Source organism: Pseudomonas sp. NPDC089392 (assembly GCF_044749595.1).
Classification (GTDB): Bacteria; Pseudomonadota; Gammaproteobacteria; order Pseudomonadales; family Pseudomonadaceae; genus Aquipseudomonas.
Genome location: NZ_JBIVIF010000014.1, coordinates 61,083 through 83,495, shown reverse-complemented (window position 1 = coordinate 83,495; position 22,413 = coordinate 61,083). Strand labels below are relative to the sequence as shown.

The window sequence follows — 22,413 nt, the reverse complement described above, 5'->3', positions numbered from 1 at the left end:
ATGACACCCGCTCCCCTGCAGCCAGCCCTCTGTCACCCACCGCACAGCGCAAAACCAGGTAATCCCAGCACTGCCCCTCAGCGCTGATAACCCCAATTCCATGCCTTTCATCAAACCACTTCACAGTCCCTGCCTGGCGGCTGTGCATAAGTGTCTCCCTGGGTAATGCCAAAATAGTGGCTACTAAGCAATCACAGCGCCGAAATTTGTGAAACTGGCAGAAATGCCAGGTACACCAGGTTTTGCCCACGGAATCTGTTCGCCAAGGTGTGGATAAAGTGTTGGCGCATGGCTAGGCGCCATAAGTGGCGGGGCTTTCATGGCTTTGATCAAAAAATGAACAGCTTATAGCAAGTTCATCTTCTCCACGTGCGCATGCCTCTACCAGGTTTTGCCCACAATCGCTGTTAGCCGGTCTGTGGATAATCTGTTCGGTAGAGGCTGTGAGCCTTGATACTAAAGGCTTCCAGAGTTTTGACTAAAAAATGATCAAACTCACCTGAAATCATGCTGATCCATAAAAATCAGGGTCTTGAGCCGCTTATCCACAAACGAATCGGCACGTATTGGTGCGTTGCTCACAAACTCTGTTGGTGTCTCTGTGGACAAGGTGTACGAACTTCGCTGTAGCCCATTAATTACGCTGCTTTCGTCGTTATGATCAAATAATGATCACTGATCTACCTGACATTTTTGCTAGTTCGCAAATTCCCGAGTAGCCATTACCGTGCGGCTAGGTATTCATAAGTGTGGATAACTCATGGAAACACTCTTGCTGCATACCGATCGGCAACACTCTGTGCTAAATGGGCTTGCCTGCCGCTCGCGAGCTTACTCGCCTTACGGCGTATTGAGCGCTGGGCCGTTCCCAGGGCTGGCTTTTTGTGGGCAGTATCGAGATCCCTTGACCGGCCATTATCCATTGGGAAGTGGCCATCGCTTCTATAACCCGAACCTGATGCGATTCATGGTGCCCGACAGGCTAAGCCCGTTTGCCAGAGGGGGTATCAATTGTTATGCGTATTGTGGCGCTGATCCTGTGAATCGCCATGACCCAGGCGGGGCGGCCTGGAGCATTTTGCTCAGGACCGTCAGCGTGGCGTCCAGTGGTGCCACTTTGTTCGGCTCTGTGGTGCGTACCGCCAAGAATGTGGTGACGCGCAGGGCCGCTTTCAGGGCCAGCACTACCAATGCAGGGCGGGAAGGCCAGGTTGCCCACAATGAGTTGCCCCATTTATCAAGGGTTTCGAACCAGCAGTTTTTCATGACGGGGAGCGCAGGTTTTACCGGGCAAGTGATCGCTGCGATCTCTGGCGTGAGGCCAACCGTGCAGACGGCTACGGATGTGCTGGGTGTAGTAAACACAGTAACTAACCTTAGCGGTGGTTTTACTGGCAACCTTGCTGCAGCGCGTGAGGTGGTAAGTTACCTTTGGAATGATCCGCGTGAAATCCCTGGAGTGGCTCTGGAGACGTTCATGGACGTCACGATGATTGACGAGATGCTCTCCAACGTAGGCAGGGGGCTTACGGGTCTTGCGAACAAGTTAAGGTCTTGGAGAACGCCCTCCTATGAGGTCCAGATCTAGCATCGGTCCACAGTGGCAACAGGTAGCTTGTTGCGCTCCGACCTGAAAAAGGTCGGAGCGCAGTCAGGTTTGCGCTGAGTACTTACTGCGCCTGCACTTCCTTCAGATACGGCGCCGGTTCCGCCCCTAGGTTGTTCAACACCCGCTGGCTGTACCAGTCAATGAAGTTGACTACACCAAACTCGTAGGTCTTCGAGTACGGCCCAGGCTGGTAAGCCGTGGAGTTGATCCCGCGCTGGTTCTCTTCAGCCAGGCGACGGTCCTGGTCGTTGGTGGCGTCCCACACTTTGCGCATGCGCTCTGGGTCGTAATCTACACCTTCCACGGCATCCTTGTGCACCAGCCACTTGGTGGTGACCATGGTTTCCTGCGCACTGATCGGCCACACGGTGAAGACGATGATGTGGTCGCCCATGCAGTGGTTCCACGAGTGCGGCAGGTGCAGGATGCGCATCGAGCCGAGGTCGGGGTTTTTGATACGGCCCATCAGCTTCTGGCAGGCCTGCTTGCCGTCCATGGTCATCGACACGGTGCCCTTGAGCAGCGGCATGCGCACGATGCGGTTACGCAGGCCATGGCTCTTGTGCAGGTACGGGATTTTCTCGGCTTCCCAGGCGGCAGCAGAGCTGGCTACGTGGTCCTTGAATTCCTGGCTGGCGCGCGGGTCGTTGGTGTCGTCCCATTCCAGCAGGGTTTGCAGCAGTTCCGGGTGCGAACCGGAGCAGTGGTAGCACTCGCGGTTGTTTTCCAGCACCAGTTTCCAGTTGGCCTTTTCCATCAAGGTGGTTTGCACCGCCACCTTGGTGTTCTCCATGTCGTACGGTTCCATGTAGTGTTCCAGGGTGGCCAGGAACTCGTCGATGGCAGGCGGGTTTTCCGCCAGGCTGATGAAGATGTAGCCACCGGCAACCTTTACGTGCACCGGCTTCAGGCCGTATTCCTTCATGTCGAAGTCGGCGCCCATTTCGGTGCCGGCGAACAGCAGGCGGCCGTCCAGTTCGTAGGTCCACTGGTGGTAGTGGCAGACCAGCTTGGCCACCTTGCCTTTGTCGCTGACGCACAGGCGCGAACCGCGGTGGCGGCAGACGTTGTGGAATGCATGCACTTTACCTTCGGCGCCACGCACCACCAGGATCGGGTTCTTGCCGATCTGCAAGGTGATGTAGTTGCCTTTCGCCGGAATTTCGCAAGTCATGCCGGCGATCAGCCATTCTTTCTGGAAGATCTCCTGCATGTCGATCTGGAACAGACGCTCGTCGGTGTAGAAAGGCTGGGGCAGCGAGTAGGTGCGCTCGCGGGTCTGCAGCATCTCGGCGGTGGCCTTGCGTGCAGGTTCCAGTGGATCGCCCAGGCTCAGGGTTGCGGTGACGTCCATCGTGTATTCCTCGGGGCCGTGTGCGGCCGGCAAAAGGTGGCTAATCGTTGTTGTGGTGCCGCAAGGCTGCTTCAGACAAAACAGCTAGTTGTTTTGCCGTGGAGTGTGCGTCCGAAGACGCCACGAACCGTATCCATGGACGACATGGTCGATTTGAATAACGACGCGCCAGCCCTTGCAGTGCGGGGCTGGTCGCGATAAGCACGTCGATGTCGCTGGCAGGAATGTACGTAGCCCCAAGCTTGCGCATTATCCAAGCCATAAAAAGGCCAATAGTCGGCTGCTGGAGATGAACATGTCCGATACCTTCCTCAATCCGGTCACTACCCAGACCTGGGCCAACGGCCGCCACATCGTGCGCTGCGTCAAGGTCATCCAGGAGACCTGGGACGTGCGCACCTTCTGCTTCATGGCCGACCAGCCGATCATGTTCTTCTTCAAACCGGGGCAGTTCGTTACCCTGGAGCTGGAGATCGAAGGCAAGCCGGTGATGCGCTCCTACACCATCTCCAGTTCGCCGTCGGTGCCCTACAGCTTCTCGATCACCGTCAAGCGAGTGCCAGGTGGCCTGGTGTCGAACTTCCTGCACGACACTATGCACGAAGGCGCCGAGCTGCCAGTGCACGGCCCGGTGGGCCTGTTCAACGCCATCGACTTCCCGGCGGGCAAGACGCTGTACCTGTCGGGTGGCGTCGGCATTACCCCGGTCATGTCGATGGCGCGCTGGTTCTACGACACCAACGCCAATGTCGACATGGTGTTCGTGCACAGCGCCCGTTCGCCGAAGGACATCATCTACCACCGCGAGCTGGAACAGATGGCCTCGCGCATCCCCAACTTCAGCCTGCACATCATTTGCGAAAAGCATGGCCTGGGCGAACCGTGGGCGGGTTACCGTGGTTACCTGAACCAGCGGCTGATGGAGCTGATTGCGCCAGACTACATGGAGCGCACGGTGTTCTGCTGCGGCCCGACGCCGTACATGACTGCGGTCAAGCGCATGCTTGAGGCGGTCGGTTTCGACATGAAGAACTACCACGAGGAATCGTTCGGCGCGACGCCGCCAGAGGCCAAGGCCGATGCGGTGGAGCACGCCGAACAGGCCGCCGATGCACCGGAGCTGGATGTTTCCGACCTCAACCTGGTGGAGTTCATTGGCAGCGAGAAGAGCATCCGCATTGCCCCGGGCGAAACTGTGCATGCGGCGGCGGCCAAGGTAGGCCTGATGATCCCGAAAGCCTGCGGCATGGGCATTTGCGGGACGTGCAAGGTGCTGAAGCTGGGCGGTGAAGTGGAGATGGAGCACAACGGCGGCATTACCGAAGAGGACGAAGCCGAGGGCTACATCCTGTCGTGCTGCAGTGTGCCGAAAGGGGATGTGCGGATCGATTACTGATCCGAAAATGCAGGGGGCTGCTGCGCAGCCCATCGCGACACAAGGCCGCTCCTACAGGGGAACGCGTACCCACTGGTAAACGCATATCCCTGTAGGAGCGGCCTTGAGTCGCGATGGGCCGCAAAGCGGCCCCGGCTTTCTCAAATCAGGTACGGAAGCGCGCCACCAACCCGTTCAAATCAACCGCCAACCGCGACAACTCGGCACTCGCCGCACTGGTCTGATGCGCCCCGGTAGCACTCTGCACCGACAAATCATTGATATTCACCAGGTTGCGATCCACCTCGCGCGCCACCTGCGCCTGCTCTTCCGCCGCGCTGGCAATCACCAGGTTGCGCTCGTTGATCTGCGCCACCGCCCCGGCAATGGTATCCAGCGCCATGCCGGCACCGCGGGCGATATTCAACGTCGACTCTGCACGCTCGGTGCTGGTGCGCATCGACTCCACGGCTTCCTCGGTACCGCCCTGAATGCTGCCGATCATCCGCTCGATTTCGCTGGTCGACTGCTGGGTGCGGTGAGCCAGTGCGCGCACCTCATCGGCCACCACGGCAAAACCACGGCCCGCCTCACCGGCACGCGCCGCTTCGATGGCGGCGTTCAGTGCCAGCAGGTTGGTCTGGTCGGCCAGGCCGCGGATCACATCGAGCACCTTGCCGATATCACGCGACTGCTCGGCCAGGTGGGTAATCAATTTGGCCGTAGCCTGCACATCGCCGCTCATGCGCTCGATGGCCCCTACGGTTTCCATTACCAAATCACGACCGTCGCCAGTGGACCGGCTGGCTTCACTGGAAGCCTCGGAGGTGCTAACTGCATTGCGCGCCACTTCTTCCACGGCACTGGTCATTTCCGTCACAGCAGTGGCGGCTTGTTCAATCTCGTTGTTCTGTTGTTGCAGGCCGCGGGCGCTTTCGTCGGTAACGGCATTCAACTCCTCCGCGGCCGAGGCCAGCTGGGTGGCGGAGCCGGCGATCAACTGCAGGGTGTCGCGCAGTTTGTCTTGCATACGGGCCATGGCACGCAACAGGCGGGCAGCTTCGTCGGTGCCTTCGGCGCGGATGACGTGGGTCAGGTCACCGTCGGCGACCTGCTCGGCGCTTTTGAGTGCTTCTTCGATCGGTTTGACGATGCTGCGGGTCAGCAGGAACGCGCAGACGAAGGTCAGCAGCGTGGCGGCGACCAGCAGGCCGATTACCAGGGCGAAGGCAGCGGCGTATTGGCTGGCGGCTTTTTCGTTGGTGGCGCGGGTCTGGTCGGTGTTGATGCGTACCAAGGTGTCCATGACCTTGTTGATCTGCTCGGAGTTGGCCAGCAGGTCACGGTTGAGCAGGTCGCGCAATTCGTCGGTACGGTCAGCCTGGCTCAGGCTGCGCATGCGCGACTCCAGCTGGCGGTACTGGTTGAGCAGCAGGCCGTACTGGTCGAACGCGGCCTGTTCGTCGGCGGCGCCGATCATCGGCAGGTAGGCCTGGCGCGCGCGGTCGATCTGGGTGTTGCGCTGGTCCAGCAGGTTCAGGGTATCGCGCTGGGTTTCCGGCTCGCGGTTGAGCAGCAGGCGGTAGGAGAGGGTGCGCATGCGAAGGTTCAGCGCGGTGAGCTCGTCAAGAATCTTGATACTCGGCACGCTGACCTGCTCGATGGCCACGCCGGCCTGGCGGATGTTGCCCATTTGTATCAGCGAGAAAATGCCAAGGCCGAGCATAAGCAGGCCGATCAGCGCGAAGCCGAGCAGCGCGCGCGGGGCGATATTCATGTTGCGTAGAGACATGGAGGAAGGGATCCAGGCAAGGGGAAAAAGCGTGCGCCAAATGCGCCGAAATGGGACTTGCCGGGCTATCGGTCGTGACTGCCCAGTCTTGAGCACGACCCGTAAAAATTGTGAGGTAGCTAACCTTTTCCTGACCAGCGGTTGACCCAGGTCGGAACAAGGGGGTGGTTACTCTGTCAATCTGCGGGTTAGACACCTTCTGAATCCGATATTTAATGGCGATAGGCCGCACTTTTCTTTATCGTGTGCCCCCTCTCGCAACAACCTGAGATAGACCCATGCTGGAAGCCTCCCTGAATCAAATCGAGCAACTGGTCAGCGACCTGATGCAGAAAAACGCTCAACTCACCGAGCAGAACACCGCCCTCGGCCAGGAACTGGCCCAGGCCAAGGAAGAGAACGAAACCCTGCAGCTGTCGCTGATGGAGCAGGAAGAGAAGAACGGCGCTACCGCCGCACGTATTCAGGCGCTGGTTGAGCGCGCCAGCGCGGGCGTTGTCGGCGCATGAGACTGCAAGAGCAGCCGATCAATGTCGTGTCGATTCTCGGCATCGACTATTCGATCAAGGCGCCCGAAGGCCAGGAAGAAACCCTGGCCCAGGCGGTGCGGATGCTCAACACCGCCTTGAACGAGACCAAGCGTCAGTACCCGACCCTGATCGGTGACAAATTGCTGGTACTGGCTGCCCTCAACCTCTGCTCCAAGCAGGTTGAACTGCAGAAAGAACACCAGCAGACCTTGGCGCGCACCCAGGCGCAGATTGACGCCACGGTGGATGCAATCGTTCGGACCATTGCCGAGCAATAAGGTCCAGCACCGGCCTCTGTGGGAGCGGGTTCACCCGCGAATGCGATGGTGAACCCAGTAAAGCATTCGTGGGTGAACCCGCTCCCACAGGGTGCATCTGATTGCTTCAGATCACTGGATTAACTGGATACGCAAGTGTATACACTTTCCGCAAAACAATAATGTTGCGGGGAGTAGGGCATGGGTATCTGGCGCAAGAGCATCCAGTGGCAGTTGATCACCAGTATGGGCGCCGCCCTGCTGGCGAGTATCCTGGTGGTGGTCATCATCTTCACCGTGGCGCTCAACCGCCTCACCGAACGTTACCTGGTCGACACTGCCCTGCCAGCCAGCATCGAAGCCATTCGCAACGACATTGAGCGCATGCTTGGCCAGCCCTTGGTGGCAGCGGCGGACATTGCCGGCAATACCCTGCTGCGCGACTGGCTTGCTGCCGGCGAAGACCCCGCCCAAGCCCCGCAATTTCTCGAATACCTGACCGCTGCCAAACAGCGCAACCAGGCCTTCACTACCCTGTTCGCCTCGACCGAAACCGGCCACTACTACAACGAGAACGGCCTGGACCGCACCCTCAGCCGCAGCAACCCCAAGGACAGTTGGTTCTATGGCTACGTCGACAGCGGCGCCGAGCGCCTGATCAATATCGACATCGACGGAGCCACTGGCCAGCTGGCGCTGTTCATCGACTACCGCGTGGAGAAGAACGGCAAGCTGGTCGGCGTGGCCGGCATGGGCCTGTTGATGACCGAACTGTCGAAGCTGATCCACGACTTCAGCTTCGGCGAGCATGGCAAGGTATTCCTGGTGCGCAACGATGGCCTGATCCAGGTGCATCCGGACAGCGCCTTCAGCGGCAAGCGCCAACTCACCGAGCAGCTCGGTGCTGACGCTGCCAAGGCCGTAATGACCGGAGAAGAGAGCTTGCGCAATGGTCGTTTCGACCGCGACGGCGAACGCTACCTGGCACTCGGCCTGCCCCTGCGCGACCTCAACTGGACCCTGGTGGCCGAGGTGCCGGAAGAAGAAATTTACGCGCAAATGCACCAGACAGTTGGGCTGACCAGCCTGATTGGCGGCGCCGTGGCCCTGGTGTCACTGCTGTTGGTGGTGCTGCTGGCGCGTGGCCTGGTGCGGCCGATCCGCCGTGTCACTGCTGCGCTGGTACAGATTGGCAGCGGCGGGGGTGACCTCAGCCACCGCCTGGACGATTCACGCCAGGATGAGCTGGGTGACCTGGCCCGGGGCTTCAACCGCTTCCTCGACAGCCAGCGCAGCCTGATCGGCGAGGTGTTGAATACCTCCGAACGGCTGCACCTGGCCGTGGAGCAGGTGACCCAAGTGGTGGACAACACCGCCGAGCGCTCCGGGCGCCAGCAGGAAATGACCGAAATGGTCGCCACCGCCGTGCACGAGATGGGCCTGACCGTGCAGGACATTGCCCGCAATGCCGGCGATGCGGCCCAGGCCTCGCAGTCGGCACGGGATGAAGCGTTGCAGGCGCGCGAGGTGGTGCAACGATCGATTCGGGGTATCGAGGGTATGTCGGGCGATATCGGCAAGGCGGCCGATGCGGTCAGCCAGTTGGCTGATGAAGTCGCCTCGATCGATGAAGTATTGGCGGTAATCCGTAGTATTTCCGAGCAGACCAACCTGCTGGCGCTGAACGCTGCCATCGAGGCCGCGCGGGCAGGGGAGATGGGGCGCGGGTTTGCCGTGGTGGCCGATGAGGTGCGCACGCTGGCCCGGCGCACGCAGCTGTCCACCGATGAAGTGCAACAGATGATCCAGCGGCTGAAACAGGGCGCGGGTTCAGCCGTGAGTTCGATGCAGGCGGGGCAGCAGGCGACCGGCAGTGGCGTGGAGTCGAGCCAGCGTACTGGGGCGTCTTTGGGCGCGATTACCGATCAGGTCGAGCACATCAGCGACATGAACCATCAGGTGGCGACGGCGACCGAAGAGCAGTCGGCGGTGACCGATGAGATCAACCGTACGGTACAGGGGATTTCCGATTTGGCGCGGGAGACGGCGGCCGAGGTGCAAGGGTGTCGGCAAGAGTGCCAGGCGTTGCGTGGGCTGGCCGATGATCTGGCGCGGCAGATGGGTGGGTTCAGGCTTTAGATCGGTGTTGGGTTCTTCGCGGGTAAACCCGCTCCCACAGGTGAATCACCAGCCTTGAGGCTTGTGCCATCCCTGTGGGAGCGGGTTTACCCGCGAAGAGGCCCGGTCAGGCGGTGATGATGCTGCGGATATCCGCCGCCAGCTCACGCACCCGCTCTTCCTCGGTATCCCACGAGCACATGAACCGCGCCCCACCACTGCCAATAAAGGTATAGAACCGCCAGCCCTTGCCACGCAGCGCTTCAATGGCCTGCTCCGGCATCTGCAGGAATACCCCGTTGGCCTCCACCGGGAACATCAGCTCAACCCCCGGCAAGTCACTCACCAGCGCGGCCAGCAACTGCGCGCAATGGTTGGCATGCTTGCCATGGCGCAACCAGGCGCCATCTTCCAGCAGGCCTACCCATGGCGCCGACAGGAAGCGCATTTTCGAAGCCAGTTGCCCAGCCTGCTTGCAGCGGTAGTCGAAGTCCTCGGCCAGCTGGCGGTTGAAGAACAGGATCGCCTCACCCACCGCCATGCCGTTCTTGGTGCCGCCAAAGCACAGCACATCAACGCCAGCCTTCCAGGTCAGCTCGGCTGGGCTGCAACCGAGGAACGCGCAGGCATTGGTGAAGCGTGCGCCGTCCATGTGCAGGTTCAGGCCCAGCTCCTTGCAGGTGGCGCTGATCGCCTTCAGCTCGTCAGGCCGGTACACAGTGCCCACTTCAGTGGCCTGGGTAAGGGTGACCACGCGTGGTTTGGGGTAGTGAATGTCCTGGCGCTTGAGCGCCACTTCGCGGATGGATTCGGGTGTCAGCTTGCCGTTGACGCTGGGCGCGGTCAGCAGCTTGGAACCGTTGGAGAAAAACTCCGGCGCGCCGCATTCGTCGGTTTCGACGTGGGCGGTTTCGGAGCAGATCACGCTGTGGTAGCTCTGGCACAGCGAGGCCAGGGCCAGGGAGTTGGCGGCGGTGCCGTTGAAGGCGAAGAACACCTCGCAGTCGGTTTCGAACAGGTTACGGAAATACTCCGAAGCCCGTTCGGTCCACTGGTCGTCGCCGTAGGCGCGGTCGTGGCCGTGGTTGGCCTTTTCCATCGCCGCCCAGGCTTCGGGGCAGATGCCGGAATAGTTGTCGCTGGCGAATTGTTGGCTCTTGTCTGTCATGGCACTGTCCTGTGAACGACGCAGGAGAGCACTGTAAACCATCGAATTGGAGAATGACTATACAAGTGTGTCTACTGAGTTTCGGAGCAAGGCAGCGCCCTGGCGCATTCCGTCTGCCAAGGTGCTGCCTGCGTTTACAGCGTCAGCGTCTAATCTGCTTGAGCTTCTGCACGCGAGTCGTAATCTTGATAGGTGAAATTTTCATAGCCGTTGTCGTTCCCCAGCCGTGTTTCTAAAAGGCCAATAGGAAGTTTGGCCAGCGGGGTCAGATCAGGAACTTCGAAATCACCTTTATACGTTCCTATGTAGCAACGGTTTCCACCGAAGTAGGGGATGGCGAGGCAGAACTGGTGCAGTTTTTTGCCGTCTCCGAATCCCCTGATTTTAAAGGATGTTCCCGCTTGCGAACCGTATCCCGGGCAGGCGCTGTTTATTTTTTTAACCGCACCGGGTAAAAGCTCGACTGTGCATGAGGCGCCCATGAAATTCTTGCCTTTATAATAAGTAAGGATGGCCTTTGGGGCTCCGATCGGTGGGGCTATGGGGATGTACGTGTCAGCATTGTATTTGTATTCTCCCCTTTCGGTCGGGCCGTGGTACCAGTTGACTTGTACTGCCCGCTCGTTGTGGTTGTAAAGGAGTCTTATATAGGTTTTACCCATCAATGCACCACTCTGGAATGAAGGGATTTTACCAAAGTTCCCGTACTTGCCGAGTAGCTTGTGATAGTGTCCGGCGAAAATCGCGATCACCTTTTTGTCTTGGATGAGTTGTGTGAATTTACCCAGGCGTACGCTTTCATTCTCCCATTGATTGATTTTATGCAGGTTTATGATTGTATATTTTCCGCGTGATTTGGCAGCGATAAGGTCTTTCTCTAGCCACGCCATGGACGAAGTTATATTAAACTTTCGTTTGGCGCCCACCGCAGTACTGCCACCGGTTTCAAAGTAGTTTGTGTAAGTGGGCTCGTTGTTGAGCTGTATCACGTGAATGTTACCGATGTCGAAGGAGTAGGCCAATGACCCCGTATGTGTTTCGCCGGCAAAGGTGTGATCAAAGTTAACTGCGCTGCCGCTGTTTTGAATGGTCTTGGTCCACATGATATGGTCGCATACGGCGTCGCGTGCACACCCATTGTTTGCGCAGTTACCAACATTCTGATCGTAATCATGGTTGCCTAACCCGGGGAGGAACAATGGCCCTGGGGTGCTGCTTGGCGATTTGGTAATTTGAGAACGGAAACTCTTTCGTTCATTACCATGGCCATAATCGGTTATGTCGCCATTGATGATTAATGGGACGTATTTGTCGCCGTTTCGTTCAACTTTGAGTAAAGACGTAATGCTTCCCATGACTCTATTCCATGAGCTCTCGCTTATTTGATCATTGCCTGAAGAGTCGAGGTATCGAAAGGCTTGAGTGTCCGAGGCAATGATCAGTTTCTGGAGGTTGTTGGAAGCTTGCCAGTTCCCGGAAATGTAGTTGGCAAAAAGCGATGTGTCTCTATAGGTTACCTCGCACCCATCAGATATCGATTGAGGCGTTGGCGACTGTGAAGTTGTTGGGTCATTGCGGGTGCTGCACCCCGCAAGAGTAAGCAGTGCAAGCAATAATATATTACAAGAATGCTTTTTTGATGTGAACATAATTGCTCTCCTGAGGCGTTTGCCAAATATATTGCTCGGCCCGAGGCGCGGCTACTGTCAAAAATGATAGTTTTGATGCCCGCTTGCATGAGGGGGAAATCTTCTTAAACCTGGCTCCATTTCGCCGATTTGAGCTACGTGAAGGAAGCTTGAAGAGACGAACCGTAGATCAGTGAGGTGATAAAGGCCGCGAATGTCGTAAACGCGCCATTGCAAGGCGTGCGCAGGCATCTGACCTGCCCCGCCCAGTCATAACATCGCCACAAAGGGCCACAGTGCCCCACGACAAAAAACGATCGCTGCCGGGAGATACACGATGTTCAGCAAGCAAGACCAAATCCAGGGTTACGACGATGCACTGCTGGCGGCGATGAATGCCGAAGAACAGCGCCAGGAAGACCACATCGAGCTGATCGCCTCGGAAAACTACACCTCCAAGCGCGTGATGCAGGCCCAAGGCAGCGGCCTGACCAACAAGTACGCCGAAGGCTACCCAGGCAAACGCTACTACGGTGGCTGCGAGCACGTGGACAAGGTAGAAGCCCTGGCCATCGAGCGCGCCAAGCAGTTGTTCGGTGCCGACTACGCCAACGTCCAGCCGCACTCCGGCTCGTCGGCCAACGGCGCTGTCTACCTGGCCCTGCTGCAAGCCGGTGACACCATCCTCGGCATGAGCCTGGCCCACGGCGGCCACCTGACCCACGGCGCCAAGGTGTCGTCCTCGGGCAAACTGTACAACGCTGTGCAATATGGCATCGACACCAACACCGGCCTGATCGACTACGACGAAGTCGAGCGCCTGGCGGTCGAGCACAAGCCAAAAATGATCGTTGCCGGTTTCTCGGCCTACTCCAAGACCCTCGACTTCCCACGCTTCCGCGCCATCGCCGACAAGGTCGGTGCGCTGCTGTTCGTCGACATGGCCCACGTTGCCGGCCTGGTTGCCGCTGGCCTGTACCCGAACCCGATCCCGTTCGCTGACGTAGTCACCACCACCACCCACAAGACCCTGCGCGGTCCACGTGGCGGCCTGATCCTGGCCAAGTCCAACGAAGAGATCGAGAAAAAGCTCAACGCCGCGGTATTCCCTGGCGCCCAGGGCGGCCCGCTGATGCACGTGATCGCCGCCAAGGCCGTGTGCTTCAAGGAAGCGCTGGAGCCTGGCTTCAAGGCCTACCAGCAGCAAGTGATCGAAAACGCCCAGGCCATGGCCCAGGTGTTCATCGACCGCGGCTACGACGTGGTTTCCGGTGGCACCGACAACCACCTGTTCCTGGTCAGCCTGATTCGCCAGGGCCTGACCGGTAAAGATGCCGACGCCGCCCTGGGCCGCGCGCACATCACCGTCAACAAGAACGCCGTGCCGAACGACCCGCAGTCGCCGTTCGTCACCTCGGGCCTGCGCATCGGCACCCCGGCCGTCACCACCCGTGGCTTCAAGGTAGCCCAGTGTGTGGCCCTGGCCGGCTGGATCTGCGACATCCTCGACAACCTCGGTGACGCTGACGTCGAAGCCGATGTGGCGAAGAATGTCGCAGCCCTGTGCGCCGACTTCCCTGTTTACCGCTGAGTGGAGTAAACGACCATGCAACGCTACTCGGGCTTCGGCCTTTTCAAACACTCCCTCAGCCACCACGAAAACTGGCAGCGCATGTGGCGCACGCCGACCCCTAAAAAGGTGTATGACGTGGTCATCGTTGGCGGTGGCGGCCATGGCCTGGCCACGGCCTACTACCTGGCCAAAGAGCACGGCATCACCAACGTTGCCGTGATCGAGAAGGGCTACCTGGGCGGCGGCAACACCGCCCGTAACACCACCATCGTGCGTTCCAACTACCTGTGGGACGAGTCGGCGCAGCTGTACGAACACGCCATGAAGCTGTGGGAAGGGCTGTCCCAGGACATCAACTACAACGTGATGTTCTCCCAGCGCGGTGTGTACAACCTGTGCCACACCCTGCAGGACATTCGTGACTCTGAGCGTCGCGTCTCTGCCAACCGCCTCAACGGCGTTGATGGCGAGTTGCTGAACACCGCCCAGGTCGCGGCCGAAATCCCGTACCTGGACTGCTCGAAGAACACCCGCTACCCAATCCTGGGCGCGACCGTTCAGCGCCGTGGTGGCGTGGCCCGTCACGACGCCGTGGCCTGGGGCTATGCCCGTGCCGCCGACGCCCTGGGCGTAGACCTGATCCAGCAGACCGAAGTGATCGGTTTCCGCAAGGAAAACGGCGCGGTCATCGGTGTGGAAACCAACAAAGGCTTCATCGGCGCCAAGCGCGTCGGCGTGGTCACCGCCGGTAACTCCGGGCACATGGCCAAGCTGGCCGGCTTCCGCCTGCCGCTGGAATCGCACCCGCTGCAAGCCCTGGTATCCGAGCCGATCAAGCCGATCATCGACAGCGTGATCATGTCCAACGCGGTACACGGCTACATCAGCCAATCCGACAAGGGTGACCTGGTGATCGGTGCCGGTATCGACGGTTGGGTCGGCTACGGCCAGCGCGGTTCGTACCCGGTGATCGAGCACACCCTGCAAGCCATCGTCGAGATGTTCCCCAACCTGTCGCGCGTTCGCATGAACCGCCAGTGGGGCGGCATCGTCGATACCTCGCCGGACGCTTGCCCGATCATCACCAAGACCCCGGTCAAGAACATGTTCTTCAACTGCGGTTGGGGTACTGGCGGCTTCAAGGCGACCCCGGGTTCGGGCAACGTCTTCGCCGCGAGCCTGGCCAAGGGCGAAATGCACCCACTGGCTGCGCCGTTCTCCATGGACCGTTTCTACAACGGCGCACTGATCGACGAACACGGCGCCGCCGCCGTCGCCCACTAACCGGAGACACCGTCATGTTGCATATTTTTTGTCCCCACTGCGGCGAGCTGCGCTCCGAAGAAGAGTTCCACGCCTCTGGCCAGGCGCACATCGCCCGCCCGCTGGACCCTGCCGCCTGCTCCGACGAGGAGTGGGGTACCTACATGTTCTACCGTGACAACCCACGCGGTATTCACCATGAACTGTGGGACCACGTTGCCGGCTGCCGCCAGTACTTCAACGTCACCCGCAACACCGTGACCTACGAGATTCTGGAAACCTACAAGATTGGCCAGAAGCCGCAAGTGACCGCTGATGGCAAAGCTGCGACCGCACCGTCCGCCGTCAAAGGCCAAGGGGAAAAAGTATGAGCCAGACCTATCGCCTCGCCAGCGGCGGCCGCATCGACCGCAGCAAGGTCCTGAACTTCACCTTCAACGGCAAGACCTACCAGGGTTATGCCGGTGACAGCCTGGCTGCCGCGTTGCTGGCCAACGGCGTCGACATCGTTGGCCGCAGCTTCAAGTACTCGCGCCCACGCGGCATCATTGCTGCCGGTACCGAAGAGCCGAACGCCATCCTGCAGATTGGCTCCAGCGAAGCCACCCAGATCCCCAACGTGCGTGCCACCCAGCAAGCGCTGTACGCAGGTCTTGTAGCCACCAGCACCAACGGCTGGCCGAACGTCAACAACGACGTCATGGGCATCCTTGGCAAGGTGGGCGGCAGCATGATGCCGCCGGGCTTCTACTACAAAACCTTCATGTACCCGAAATCGTTCTGGATGACTTACGAGAAGTACATCCGCAAGGCAGCCGGCCTGGGCCGTGCGCCGCTGCAGAACGACCCGGACAGCTACGACTACATGAACCAGCACTGCGACGTGCTGATCGTCGGCGCCGGCCCTGCTGGCCTGGCTGCCGCACTGGCCGCCGCGCGCAGCGGTGCCCGCGTGATCTTGGCTGACGAGCAGGAAGAGTTCGGCGGCAGCCTGCTCGACACCCGCGAAACCCTCGACGGCAAGCCTGCCGCCGACTGGGTCAACGCGGTGGTCAAGGAGCTGGAAGGCCTGCCGGAAGTGACCCTGCTGCCACGCGCCACGGTCAACGGCTACCACGACCATAACTTCCTGACCATCCACGAGCGCCTCACCGACCACCTGGGCGACCGCGCCCCGATCGGCCAGGTACGCCACCGCGTGCACCGCGTCCGCGCCAAGCGCGTGGTACTGGCTGCCGGCGCCCACGAGCGCCCATTGGTTTACGGCAACAACGACGTGCCGGGCAACATGCTGGCCGGTGCCGTGTCCACCTACGTGCGCCGTTACGGCGTGGCCCCAGGCCGCAAGCTGGTGCTGTCGACCAACAACGACCACGCTTACCGCGCCGCGCTGGACTGGCATGACGCTGGCCTGCAAGTGGTCGCCATCGCCGACGCCCGCCACAACCCGCGTGGCTCGCTGGTTGAAGAAGCGCGTGCCAAAGGCATTCGCATCCTCACCTCCAGCGCCGTGGTCGAGGCCAAAGGCAGCAAGCACGTCACCGGCGCCCGCGTGGCGGCCATCGATGTGCAGGCACACAAGGTCACCAGCCCTGGCGAAACCCTCGAGTGCGACCTGATCGCCACTTCGGGCGGCTACAGCCCGATCGTTCACCTGGCGTCGCACCTGGGCGGTCGCCCGGTATGGCGTGACGACATCCTCGGCTTCGTGCCGGGCGATGCCCCGCAGAAACGTGAGTGCGTGGGTGGCATCAATGGCGTCTACGCCCTGGGCGATGTGATTGCCGATGGTTTCGAAGGCGGCGTTCGCGCAGCGACCGAAGCAGGCTTCAAGGCCACCGTTGGCAGCCTGCCGAAAACCGTTGCGCGCAAGGAAGAGGCCACCGTGGCACTGTTCCAGGTGCCGCACGACAAGGGCACCAAAGGGCCGAAGCAGTTCGTTGACCAGCAGAACGACGTGACCGCCGCCGGTATCGAGCTGGCCACCCGTGAAGGCTTCGAATCGGTCGAGCACGTCAAGCGCTACACCGCGCTGGGCTTCGGTACCGACCAGGGCAAACTGGGCAATATCAACGGCCTGGCCATCGCCGCCCGTTCGATCGGCATCACCATCCCGGAAATGGGTACCACCATGTTCCGCCCCAACTACACGCCGGTTACCTTCGGTGCAGTAGCGGGCCGCCACTGTGGTCACCTGTTCGAACCTGTGCGCTTCACCGCCCTGCATGCCTGGCACGTGAAGAACGGCGCCGAGTTCGAAGACGTCGGCCAGTGGAAGCGCCCTTGGTACTTCCCGAAAGCCGGTGAAGACATCCATGCTGCCGTGGCCCGCGAATGCAAGGCCGTGCGTGACAGCGTGGGCCTGCTGGACGCCTCCACCCTGGGCAAGATCGACATCCAGGGCCCGGATGCCCGCGAGTTCCTCAACCGCATCTACACCAACGCCTGGACCAAGCTCGATGTGGGCAAGGCCCGTTACGGCCTGATGTGCAAGGAAGACGGCATGGTCTTCGACGACGGCGTAACCGCCTGCGTCGGCGACAACCACTTCATCATGACCACCACCACCGGCGGCGCCGCCCGAGTGCTGCAGTGGATGGAGCTGTATCACCAGACCGAATGGCCGGAACTGAAGGTGTACTTCACCTCGGTCACTGACCACTGGGCGACCATGACCCTGTCCGGCCCCAACAGCCGCAAGCTGCTCAGCGAGCTGACCGACATCGACATGGACAAGGAAGCCTTCCCGTTCATGACCTGGAAGGAAGGCAACGTTGGCGGCGTACCTGCCCGCGTATTCCGCATCTCCTTTACCGGTGAGCTGTCGTACGAAGTCAACGTGCAGGCCAACTACGCCATGGGCGTGCTGGAAAAGATCATCGAGGCAGGCAAGAAGTACAACCTGACCCCGTACGGCACCGAAACCATGCACGTACTGCGTGCCGAGAAGGGCTTCATCATCGTTGGCCAGGATACCGATGGCTCGATGAACCCGGACGACCTGAACATGAGCTGGTGTGTGGGCCGCAACAAGCCGTACTCGTGGATCGGCCTGCGTGGCATGAACCGCGAAGACTGCGTGCGCGAGAACCGCAAGCAGCTGGTAGGCCTGAAGCCGGTCGACCCGACCCAATGGCTGCCGGAAGGCGCCCAGCTGGTGTTCGATCCGAAGCAGCCGATCCCGATGGACATGGTTGGCCACGTCACCTCCAGCTACGCATCCAACTCCCTGGGCTACTCGTTTGCCATGGGCGTGGTCAAAGGCGGCCTCAAGCGCATGGGCGAACGTGTGTACTCGCCGCAGGCGGATGGCAGCGTGATCGAGGCGGAGATCGTGTCTTCGGTGTTCTTCGATCCGAAGGGTGAGCGGCAGAACGTTTGAGGCTTCACCGGTAGCACTGATTGGAATGCGGTCCTTGTAGGAGCGGGTTTACCCGCGAATGCGATGGTGGATTTACCGCCCTCTTCGCGGGTAAACCCGCTCCTACAATGGATCTCTACAACCAGTGGCTACAGGTTCTACCTCAGGTCTTCGCGATCAACAGAATTCAAGGCAGGTAAGAAATGAGCGCTATCAACGTCTTCCAGCAAAACCCCGGCGCCGAGGCCAAGGCCCAGTCGCCACTGCACCACGCCGACCTGGCCAGCCTGGTTGGTAAAGGCCGCAAGAACGCAGGCGTAACCCTGCGTGAACGCAAGTTCCTCGGCCACCTGACCATTCGTGGCGATGGCCACAACCCGGAATTCGCCGCCGGTGTGCACAAGGCCCTGGGCCTGGAGCTGCCCGTGGCACTGACCGTGGTCGCCAACAAAGACATGTCGCTGCAATGGGTCGGCCCCGACGAGTGGCTGCTGATCGTACCCGGCGGCCAGGAACTGGCGGTCGAGCAAAAGCTGCGCGCGGCCCTTGAAGGCCAGCACATCCAGGTGGTCAACGTCAGCGGTGGGCAAAGCCTGCTGGAACTGCGCGGCCCGAACGTGCGCGAAGTGCTGATGAAATCCACCAGCTATGATGTTCACCCGAACAACTTCCCGGTAGGCAAAGCTGTCGGCACCGTGTTCGCCAAGTCGCAACTGGTGATCCGCCGTACCGCCGAAGACACCTGGGAACTGGTGATTCGCCGCAGCTTCTCCGACTACTGGTGGCTGTGGCTGCAGGACGCTTCGGCCGAGTACGGCCTGAGCATCGAAGCTTAAGGAGAACAGAACATGAGTCGGGCACCGGATACCTGGATTCTCACCGCCGACTGCCCGAGCATGCTCGGCACCGTCGACGTGGTGACGCGTTACCTCTTCGAGCAGCGCTGCTACGTGACGGAGCACCACTCCTTCGATGACCGGCAGTCGGGGCGTTTCTTCATTCGCGTGGAGTTCCGCCAGCCGGACGATTTCGACGAAGCCGGCTTCCGTGCCGGCCTTGCCGAGCGCAGCGATGCGTTTGGCATGACGTTTGAGCTGACTGCACCCAATCATCGCCCCAAGGTGGTGATCATGGTGTCCAAGGCCGACCATTGCCTTAACGATTTGCTGTATCGCCAGCGTATCGGCCAGCTGGGCATGGACGTGGTCGCGGTGGTGTCCAACCACCCTGATCTCGAGCCACTGGCGCATTGGCACAAGATTCCTTACTACCACTTTGCTCTCGACCCCAACGACAAGGCGGGGCAAGAGCGCAAGGTGTTGCAGGTGATCGAGGAAACCGGCGCCGAGCTGGTGATTCTTGCGCGTTATATGCAGGTGCTGTCGCCAGAGCTGTGCCGACGCCTGGATGGCTGGGCGATCAACATTCACCACTCGTTGCTGCCAGGGTTCAAGGGCGCCAAGCCTTATCACCAGGCGTACAACAAGGGCGTGAAGATGGTCGGTGCCACGGCGCACTACATCAACAACGACCTCGACGAAGGGCCGATCATTGCCCAGGGTGTCGAGGTGGTGGACCACAGCCATTACCCGGAAGATCTGATTGCCAAAGGGCGCGATATCGAATGCCTGACCTTGGCGCGGGCGGTGGGGTATCACATTGAACGGCGAGTGTTCCTCAACGCCAACCGGACTGTAGTTTTGTAATAGCCTGTACTGGCCTCTTCGCGGCTAAAGCCGCTCCTACAGGTACCGATGCTCTTGAAACCTGCATCAAACCCTGTAGGAGCGGCTTTAGCCGCGAAGAGGCCGGCACAGGCCAGCACTCTCTTTCCTTCCATATCCTCCAACGACAACCCTGCCGCTAAAAGGCATCTCTCTGTCGTTCCCAGTCAGCGCACTTCGCCCCATCCGGCCCACAATTCCCCTCATTCCAGAAACACATGCCGCCCACGGATGGCGGCGCGTTCCACCACCGCTGCATAAATAAAAATCAAGCGAGGTAAGAGCATGTCTGGCAATCGTGGAGTGGTATATCTCGGCGCCGGCAAGGTCGAGGTGCAGAAGATCGACTACCCGAAAATGCAGGACCCACGCGGCAAGAAGATCGAGCACGGCGTAATCCTGAAGGTGGTCTCCACCAACATCTGCGGCTCCGACCAGCACATGGTTCGCGGCCGCACCACTGCCCAGGTCGGCCTGGTCCTGGGCCACGAAATCACCGGTGAAATCGTCGAGAAGGGCAGCGACGTAGAGCGCATGCAGATCGGCGACCTGGTTTCGGTACCGTTCAACGTTGCCTGCGGCCGTTGCCGCTCCTGCAAAGAAATGCACACCGGTGTCTGCCTCACCGTCAACCCGGCCCGCGCCGGGGGTGCCTACGGCTACGTCGACATGGGCGACTGGACCGGCGGCCAGGCCGAATACGTGCTGGTGCCATACGCCGACTTCAACCTGCTGAAACTGCCAGAGCGCGACAAGGCCATGGAGAAGATCCGTGACCTGACCTGCCTGTCCGACATCCTGCCAACCGGCTACCACGGCGCCGTCACTGCCGGCGTTGGCCCAGGCAGCACCGTTTACGTCGCTGGCGCCGGCCCGGTCGGCCTGGCCGCCGCTGCCTCGGCGCGCCTGCTGGGCGCCGCCTGCGTCATCGTCGGTGACCTGAACCCGGCCCGCCTGGCCCACGCCAAGTCCCAGGGCTTCGAAGTGGTCGACCTGTCCAAGGACACCCCGCTGCACGAGCAGATCGTCGACATCCTCGGCGAGCCGGAAGTGGACTGCGCCGTCGACGCAGTAGGCTTCGAGGCCCGTGGCCATGGCCATGAAGGCGCCAAGCATGAGGCCCCGGCCACCGTGCTGAACTCGCTGATGCAGGTAACCCGCGTTGCCGGCCAGATCGGTATCCCGGGCCTGTACGTGACCGAAGACCCGGGCGCGGTGGATGCTGCTGCCAAGATCGGCGCGCTGAGCATCCGCTTTGGCCTGGGCTGGGCCAAGTCGCACAGCTTCCACACCGGCCAGACTCCGACCATGAAGTACAATCGCCAGCTGATGCAGGCGATCATGTGGGACCGCATCAACATTGCCGAAGTGGTGGGCGTGCAGGTGATCAACCTTGACCAGGCGCCGGAAGGGTATGGCGAGTTTGATGCAGGGGTGCCGAAGAAGTTTGTGATTGATCCGCACAAGATGTGGGGTGCGGCGTAATCAATATTGTGTAAGAAAAGCCCCTCTAGCCAAGGGGCTTTTTAGAATTTTCACGAACTACGTATTACGATTGTTCCCCTCTAATTCTAGTGGGGCTGAGGAAATTGTGTCTTGTATCGATTGGGTTGCCTGGAAGAATGGCTTCTAACTCTTCGTTATGTTGTCGTTCAACTGCTCTTGCCAATTTTGAAAGATTCTTTTTGTGTTTTGAAGCTAGTTCGAAGGTTTCGGCACGCTGGCTGTGCTGGTTTGTAGGAGTAAGAAGATCGTATTTTTTTGCATATTCCATATCTTTCTTCTTAAGGGGGTCTTTGAATTTTGAGGTTACATAGGTGGAGTAGTAATCGTCGTTTTCTAGTAGGTTTTTTAAGTTGACTGTGCCGTCCTTATTTAAGTTGGGTCTTTCATCGAATAAGTTGTTAAGTCTATTGTGCTCCTTTGCTTTAATATTGCGGTATTCAATTCTTTCTAATTTTTTCGCTCTTCTGCCTCCGAAGAAATTTTTGAAGCCCTTAAGAATCGAGTGTCCTGTTGGATCTGTGTTGTTTGTAGGGTCACCTTCACAATAGGCATAACAATTGATCCCGCCCCTGTCAAAGGGGCTAAGTTCGTCAGGACTGTGGAATCGCAGAAGTGCAGGATTGTATAGCCTATACCCGTTGCCCAGCGCATAGCCCTCTGTCGATGAGTCGAGCCACTGTCCGTTGAAGCCAAGAAACGGTGTGCTTTGTTCCTGCTTAACGTAACCGTAAGGTGTATATTTCTTACAGCTACCCGGCATGCCAAGTACGGAGTTGTTGTAGTCGATGTTTAAAAAACTGACTACCTGTGTAGGTTCAGACTGAGCTGTAGGTATCTCTTGCGCCCATAAAATCCGATGATTACCCTGCTCAGAGATGCGTGTAGAAATTTTGCCTTGATGGTAAAAGAGCATGGCTTTTCCGCTCGCCAGGTTTACAGGCTTTTGAGTGGTGCTTGCATTGTCAGGCTCGACCTTACCGTTCGTCCCGTCTGTCATTTTATCTGCCTCTAGGGATGGGTGGTGATCAACTCTGCGCGTTCTCGTGGATGGCAACAACTGGCAGATTTATCAGGTGGCAAGGCATCTGGAACAAATCTCCAAACCCCGAGTCAAATCCCTCGTTTCCCAGGCCATCCCGGCCAACCGAGGTCCCT

The 22,413-nt window shown here is 59.6% G+C and carries 17 protein-coding genes and 1 pseudogene; 13 read left to right on the top strand and 5 right to left on the bottom strand.

The features are described from left to right. The first annotated feature begins 760 nt into the window (after positions 1-760). Positions 761-1,588, top strand: a complete 828-nt coding sequence (locus ACIP1G_RS14545) for an RHS repeat-associated core domain-containing protein (protein WP_400738069.1) — start codon at positions 761-763, stop codon at positions 1,586-1,588. 82 nt (positions 1,589-1,670) lie between these two features. Here the strand turns inward: ACIP1G_RS14545 and gbcA are convergent, their stop codons facing one another. After that, entirely contained in the window at positions 1,671-2,963 is a 1,293-nt protein-coding gene (gene gbcA / locus ACIP1G_RS14540) for a glycine-betaine demethylase subunit GbcA (RefSeq protein WP_400738066.1), read from the bottom strand. A gap of 295 nt (positions 2,964-3,258) precedes the next feature. On the opposite strand from gbcA, the gene gbcB reads away from it, so the two are divergent. After that, positions 3,259-4,359, top strand: a complete 1,101-nt coding sequence (gene gbcB / locus ACIP1G_RS14535; RefSeq protein WP_400616858.1) for a glycine-betaine demethylase subunit GbcB — start codon at positions 3,259-3,261, stop codon at positions 4,357-4,359. Between the two features lie 145 nt (positions 4,360-4,504). Here gbcB and ACIP1G_RS14530 read toward each other — a convergent pair whose 3' ends face one another. Beyond that, positions 4,505-6,130 (bottom strand): methyl-accepting chemotaxis protein, encoded by a 1,626-nt coding sequence (locus ACIP1G_RS14530; protein ID WP_400738063.1) that lies wholly within the window; start codon positions 6,128-6,130, stop codon positions 4,505-4,507. A gap of 278 nt (positions 6,131-6,408) precedes the next feature. Here ACIP1G_RS14530 and ACIP1G_RS14525 point away from each other — a divergent pair, with 278 nt between their 5' ends. From ACIP1G_RS14525 to ACIP1G_RS14510, 4 genes and pseudogenes are all read left to right on the top strand, one after another. Continuing rightward, positions 6,409-6,639, top strand: a complete 231-nt coding sequence (locus tag ACIP1G_RS14525; RefSeq protein WP_012270115.1) for a hypothetical protein — start codon at positions 6,409-6,411, stop codon at positions 6,637-6,639. Beyond that, positions 6,636-6,938 (top strand): cell division protein ZapA, encoded by a 303-nt coding sequence (locus ACIP1G_RS14520; RefSeq protein ID WP_110744749.1) that lies wholly within the window; start codon positions 6,636-6,638, stop codon positions 6,936-6,938. Before ACIP1G_RS14525 ends, ACIP1G_RS14520 begins: the two co-directional genes overlap by 4 nt. Positions 6,939-7,118: 180 nt before the next feature. Next, positions 7,119-8,192, top strand: a pseudogene (locus ACIP1G_RS14515) (cache domain-containing protein); the annotation flags it as partial. A 126-nt stretch (positions 8,193-8,318) separates the two neighbouring features. Next, positions 8,319-9,056 carry a methyl-accepting chemotaxis protein gene (locus ACIP1G_RS14510; protein WP_400738154.1) on the top strand — a complete coding sequence of 246 codons (738 nt, stop codon included), beginning with the start codon at positions 8,319-8,321 and terminating at the stop codon, positions 9,054-9,056. 106 nt (positions 9,057-9,162) lie between these two features. On the opposite strand, the gene ACIP1G_RS14505 is transcribed toward ACIP1G_RS14510, so the two are convergent. After that, positions 9,163-10,203 carry a low specificity L-threonine aldolase gene (locus ACIP1G_RS14505; protein ID WP_400738060.1) on the bottom strand — a complete coding sequence of 347 codons (1,041 nt, stop codon included), beginning with the start codon at positions 10,201-10,203 and terminating at the stop codon, positions 9,163-9,165. Positions 10,204-10,352: 149 nt separating this feature from the next. Next, complete coding sequence (locus ACIP1G_RS14500) at positions 10,353-11,852, bottom strand: metallophosphoesterase (protein ID WP_400738057.1); 1,500 nt, start codon at positions 11,850-11,852, stop codon at positions 10,353-10,355. A 316-nt stretch (positions 11,853-12,168) separates the two neighbouring features. Between ACIP1G_RS14500 and ACIP1G_RS14495 the strand changes: the two genes are divergently transcribed. From ACIP1G_RS14495 to fdhA, 7 genes are all read left to right on the top strand, one after another. Further along, complete coding sequence (locus ACIP1G_RS14495) at positions 12,169-13,422, top strand: serine hydroxymethyltransferase (protein ID WP_003255681.1); 1,254 nt, start codon at positions 12,169-12,171, stop codon at positions 13,420-13,422. Positions 13,423-13,437: 15 nt separating this feature from the next. After that, positions 13,438-14,688 (top strand): sarcosine oxidase subunit beta family protein, encoded by a 1,251-nt coding sequence (locus tag ACIP1G_RS14490; RefSeq protein WP_016484536.1) that lies wholly within the window; start codon positions 13,438-13,440, stop codon positions 14,686-14,688. A 14-nt stretch (positions 14,689-14,702) separates the two neighbouring features. After that, entirely contained in the window at positions 14,703-15,038 is a 336-nt protein-coding gene (locus tag ACIP1G_RS14485; RefSeq protein WP_060512214.1) for a sarcosine oxidase subunit delta, read from the top strand. Then, positions 15,035-18,049 carry a sarcosine oxidase subunit alpha gene (locus ACIP1G_RS14480; RefSeq protein ID WP_400738053.1) on the top strand — a complete coding sequence of 1,005 codons (3,015 nt, stop codon included), beginning with the start codon at positions 15,035-15,037 and terminating at the stop codon, positions 18,047-18,049. Before ACIP1G_RS14485 ends, ACIP1G_RS14480 begins: the two co-directional genes overlap by 4 nt. A gap of 182 nt (positions 18,050-18,231) precedes the next feature. Continuing rightward, the gene (locus ACIP1G_RS14475; protein WP_400738050.1) at positions 18,232-18,864 is read left to right on the top strand and encodes a sarcosine oxidase subunit gamma; all 633 of its coding nucleotides are present in this window, start codon (positions 18,232-18,234) and stop codon (positions 18,862-18,864) included. Positions 18,865-18,876: 12 nt separating this feature from the next. Then, positions 18,877-19,734 (top strand): formyltetrahydrofolate deformylase, encoded by an 858-nt coding sequence (gene purU / locus ACIP1G_RS14470; protein ID WP_043202892.1) that lies wholly within the window; start codon positions 18,877-18,879, stop codon positions 19,732-19,734. Between the two features lie 303 nt (positions 19,735-20,037). Then, positions 20,038-21,237, top strand: coding sequence for a formaldehyde dehydrogenase, glutathione-independent (gene fdhA, locus ACIP1G_RS14465; protein WP_023532721.1), 1,200 nt, complete (start codon positions 20,038-20,040; stop codon positions 21,235-21,237). 64 nt (positions 21,238-21,301) lie between these two features. Here the strand turns inward: fdhA and ACIP1G_RS14460 are convergent, their stop codons facing one another. Further along, on the bottom strand, positions 21,302-22,255 hold the full coding sequence (locus ACIP1G_RS14460) for an RHS repeat-associated core domain-containing protein (RefSeq protein WP_400738047.1): 954 nt from the start codon (positions 22,253-22,255) through the stop codon (positions 21,302-21,304). Positions 22,256-22,413: the final 158 nt, after the last annotated feature.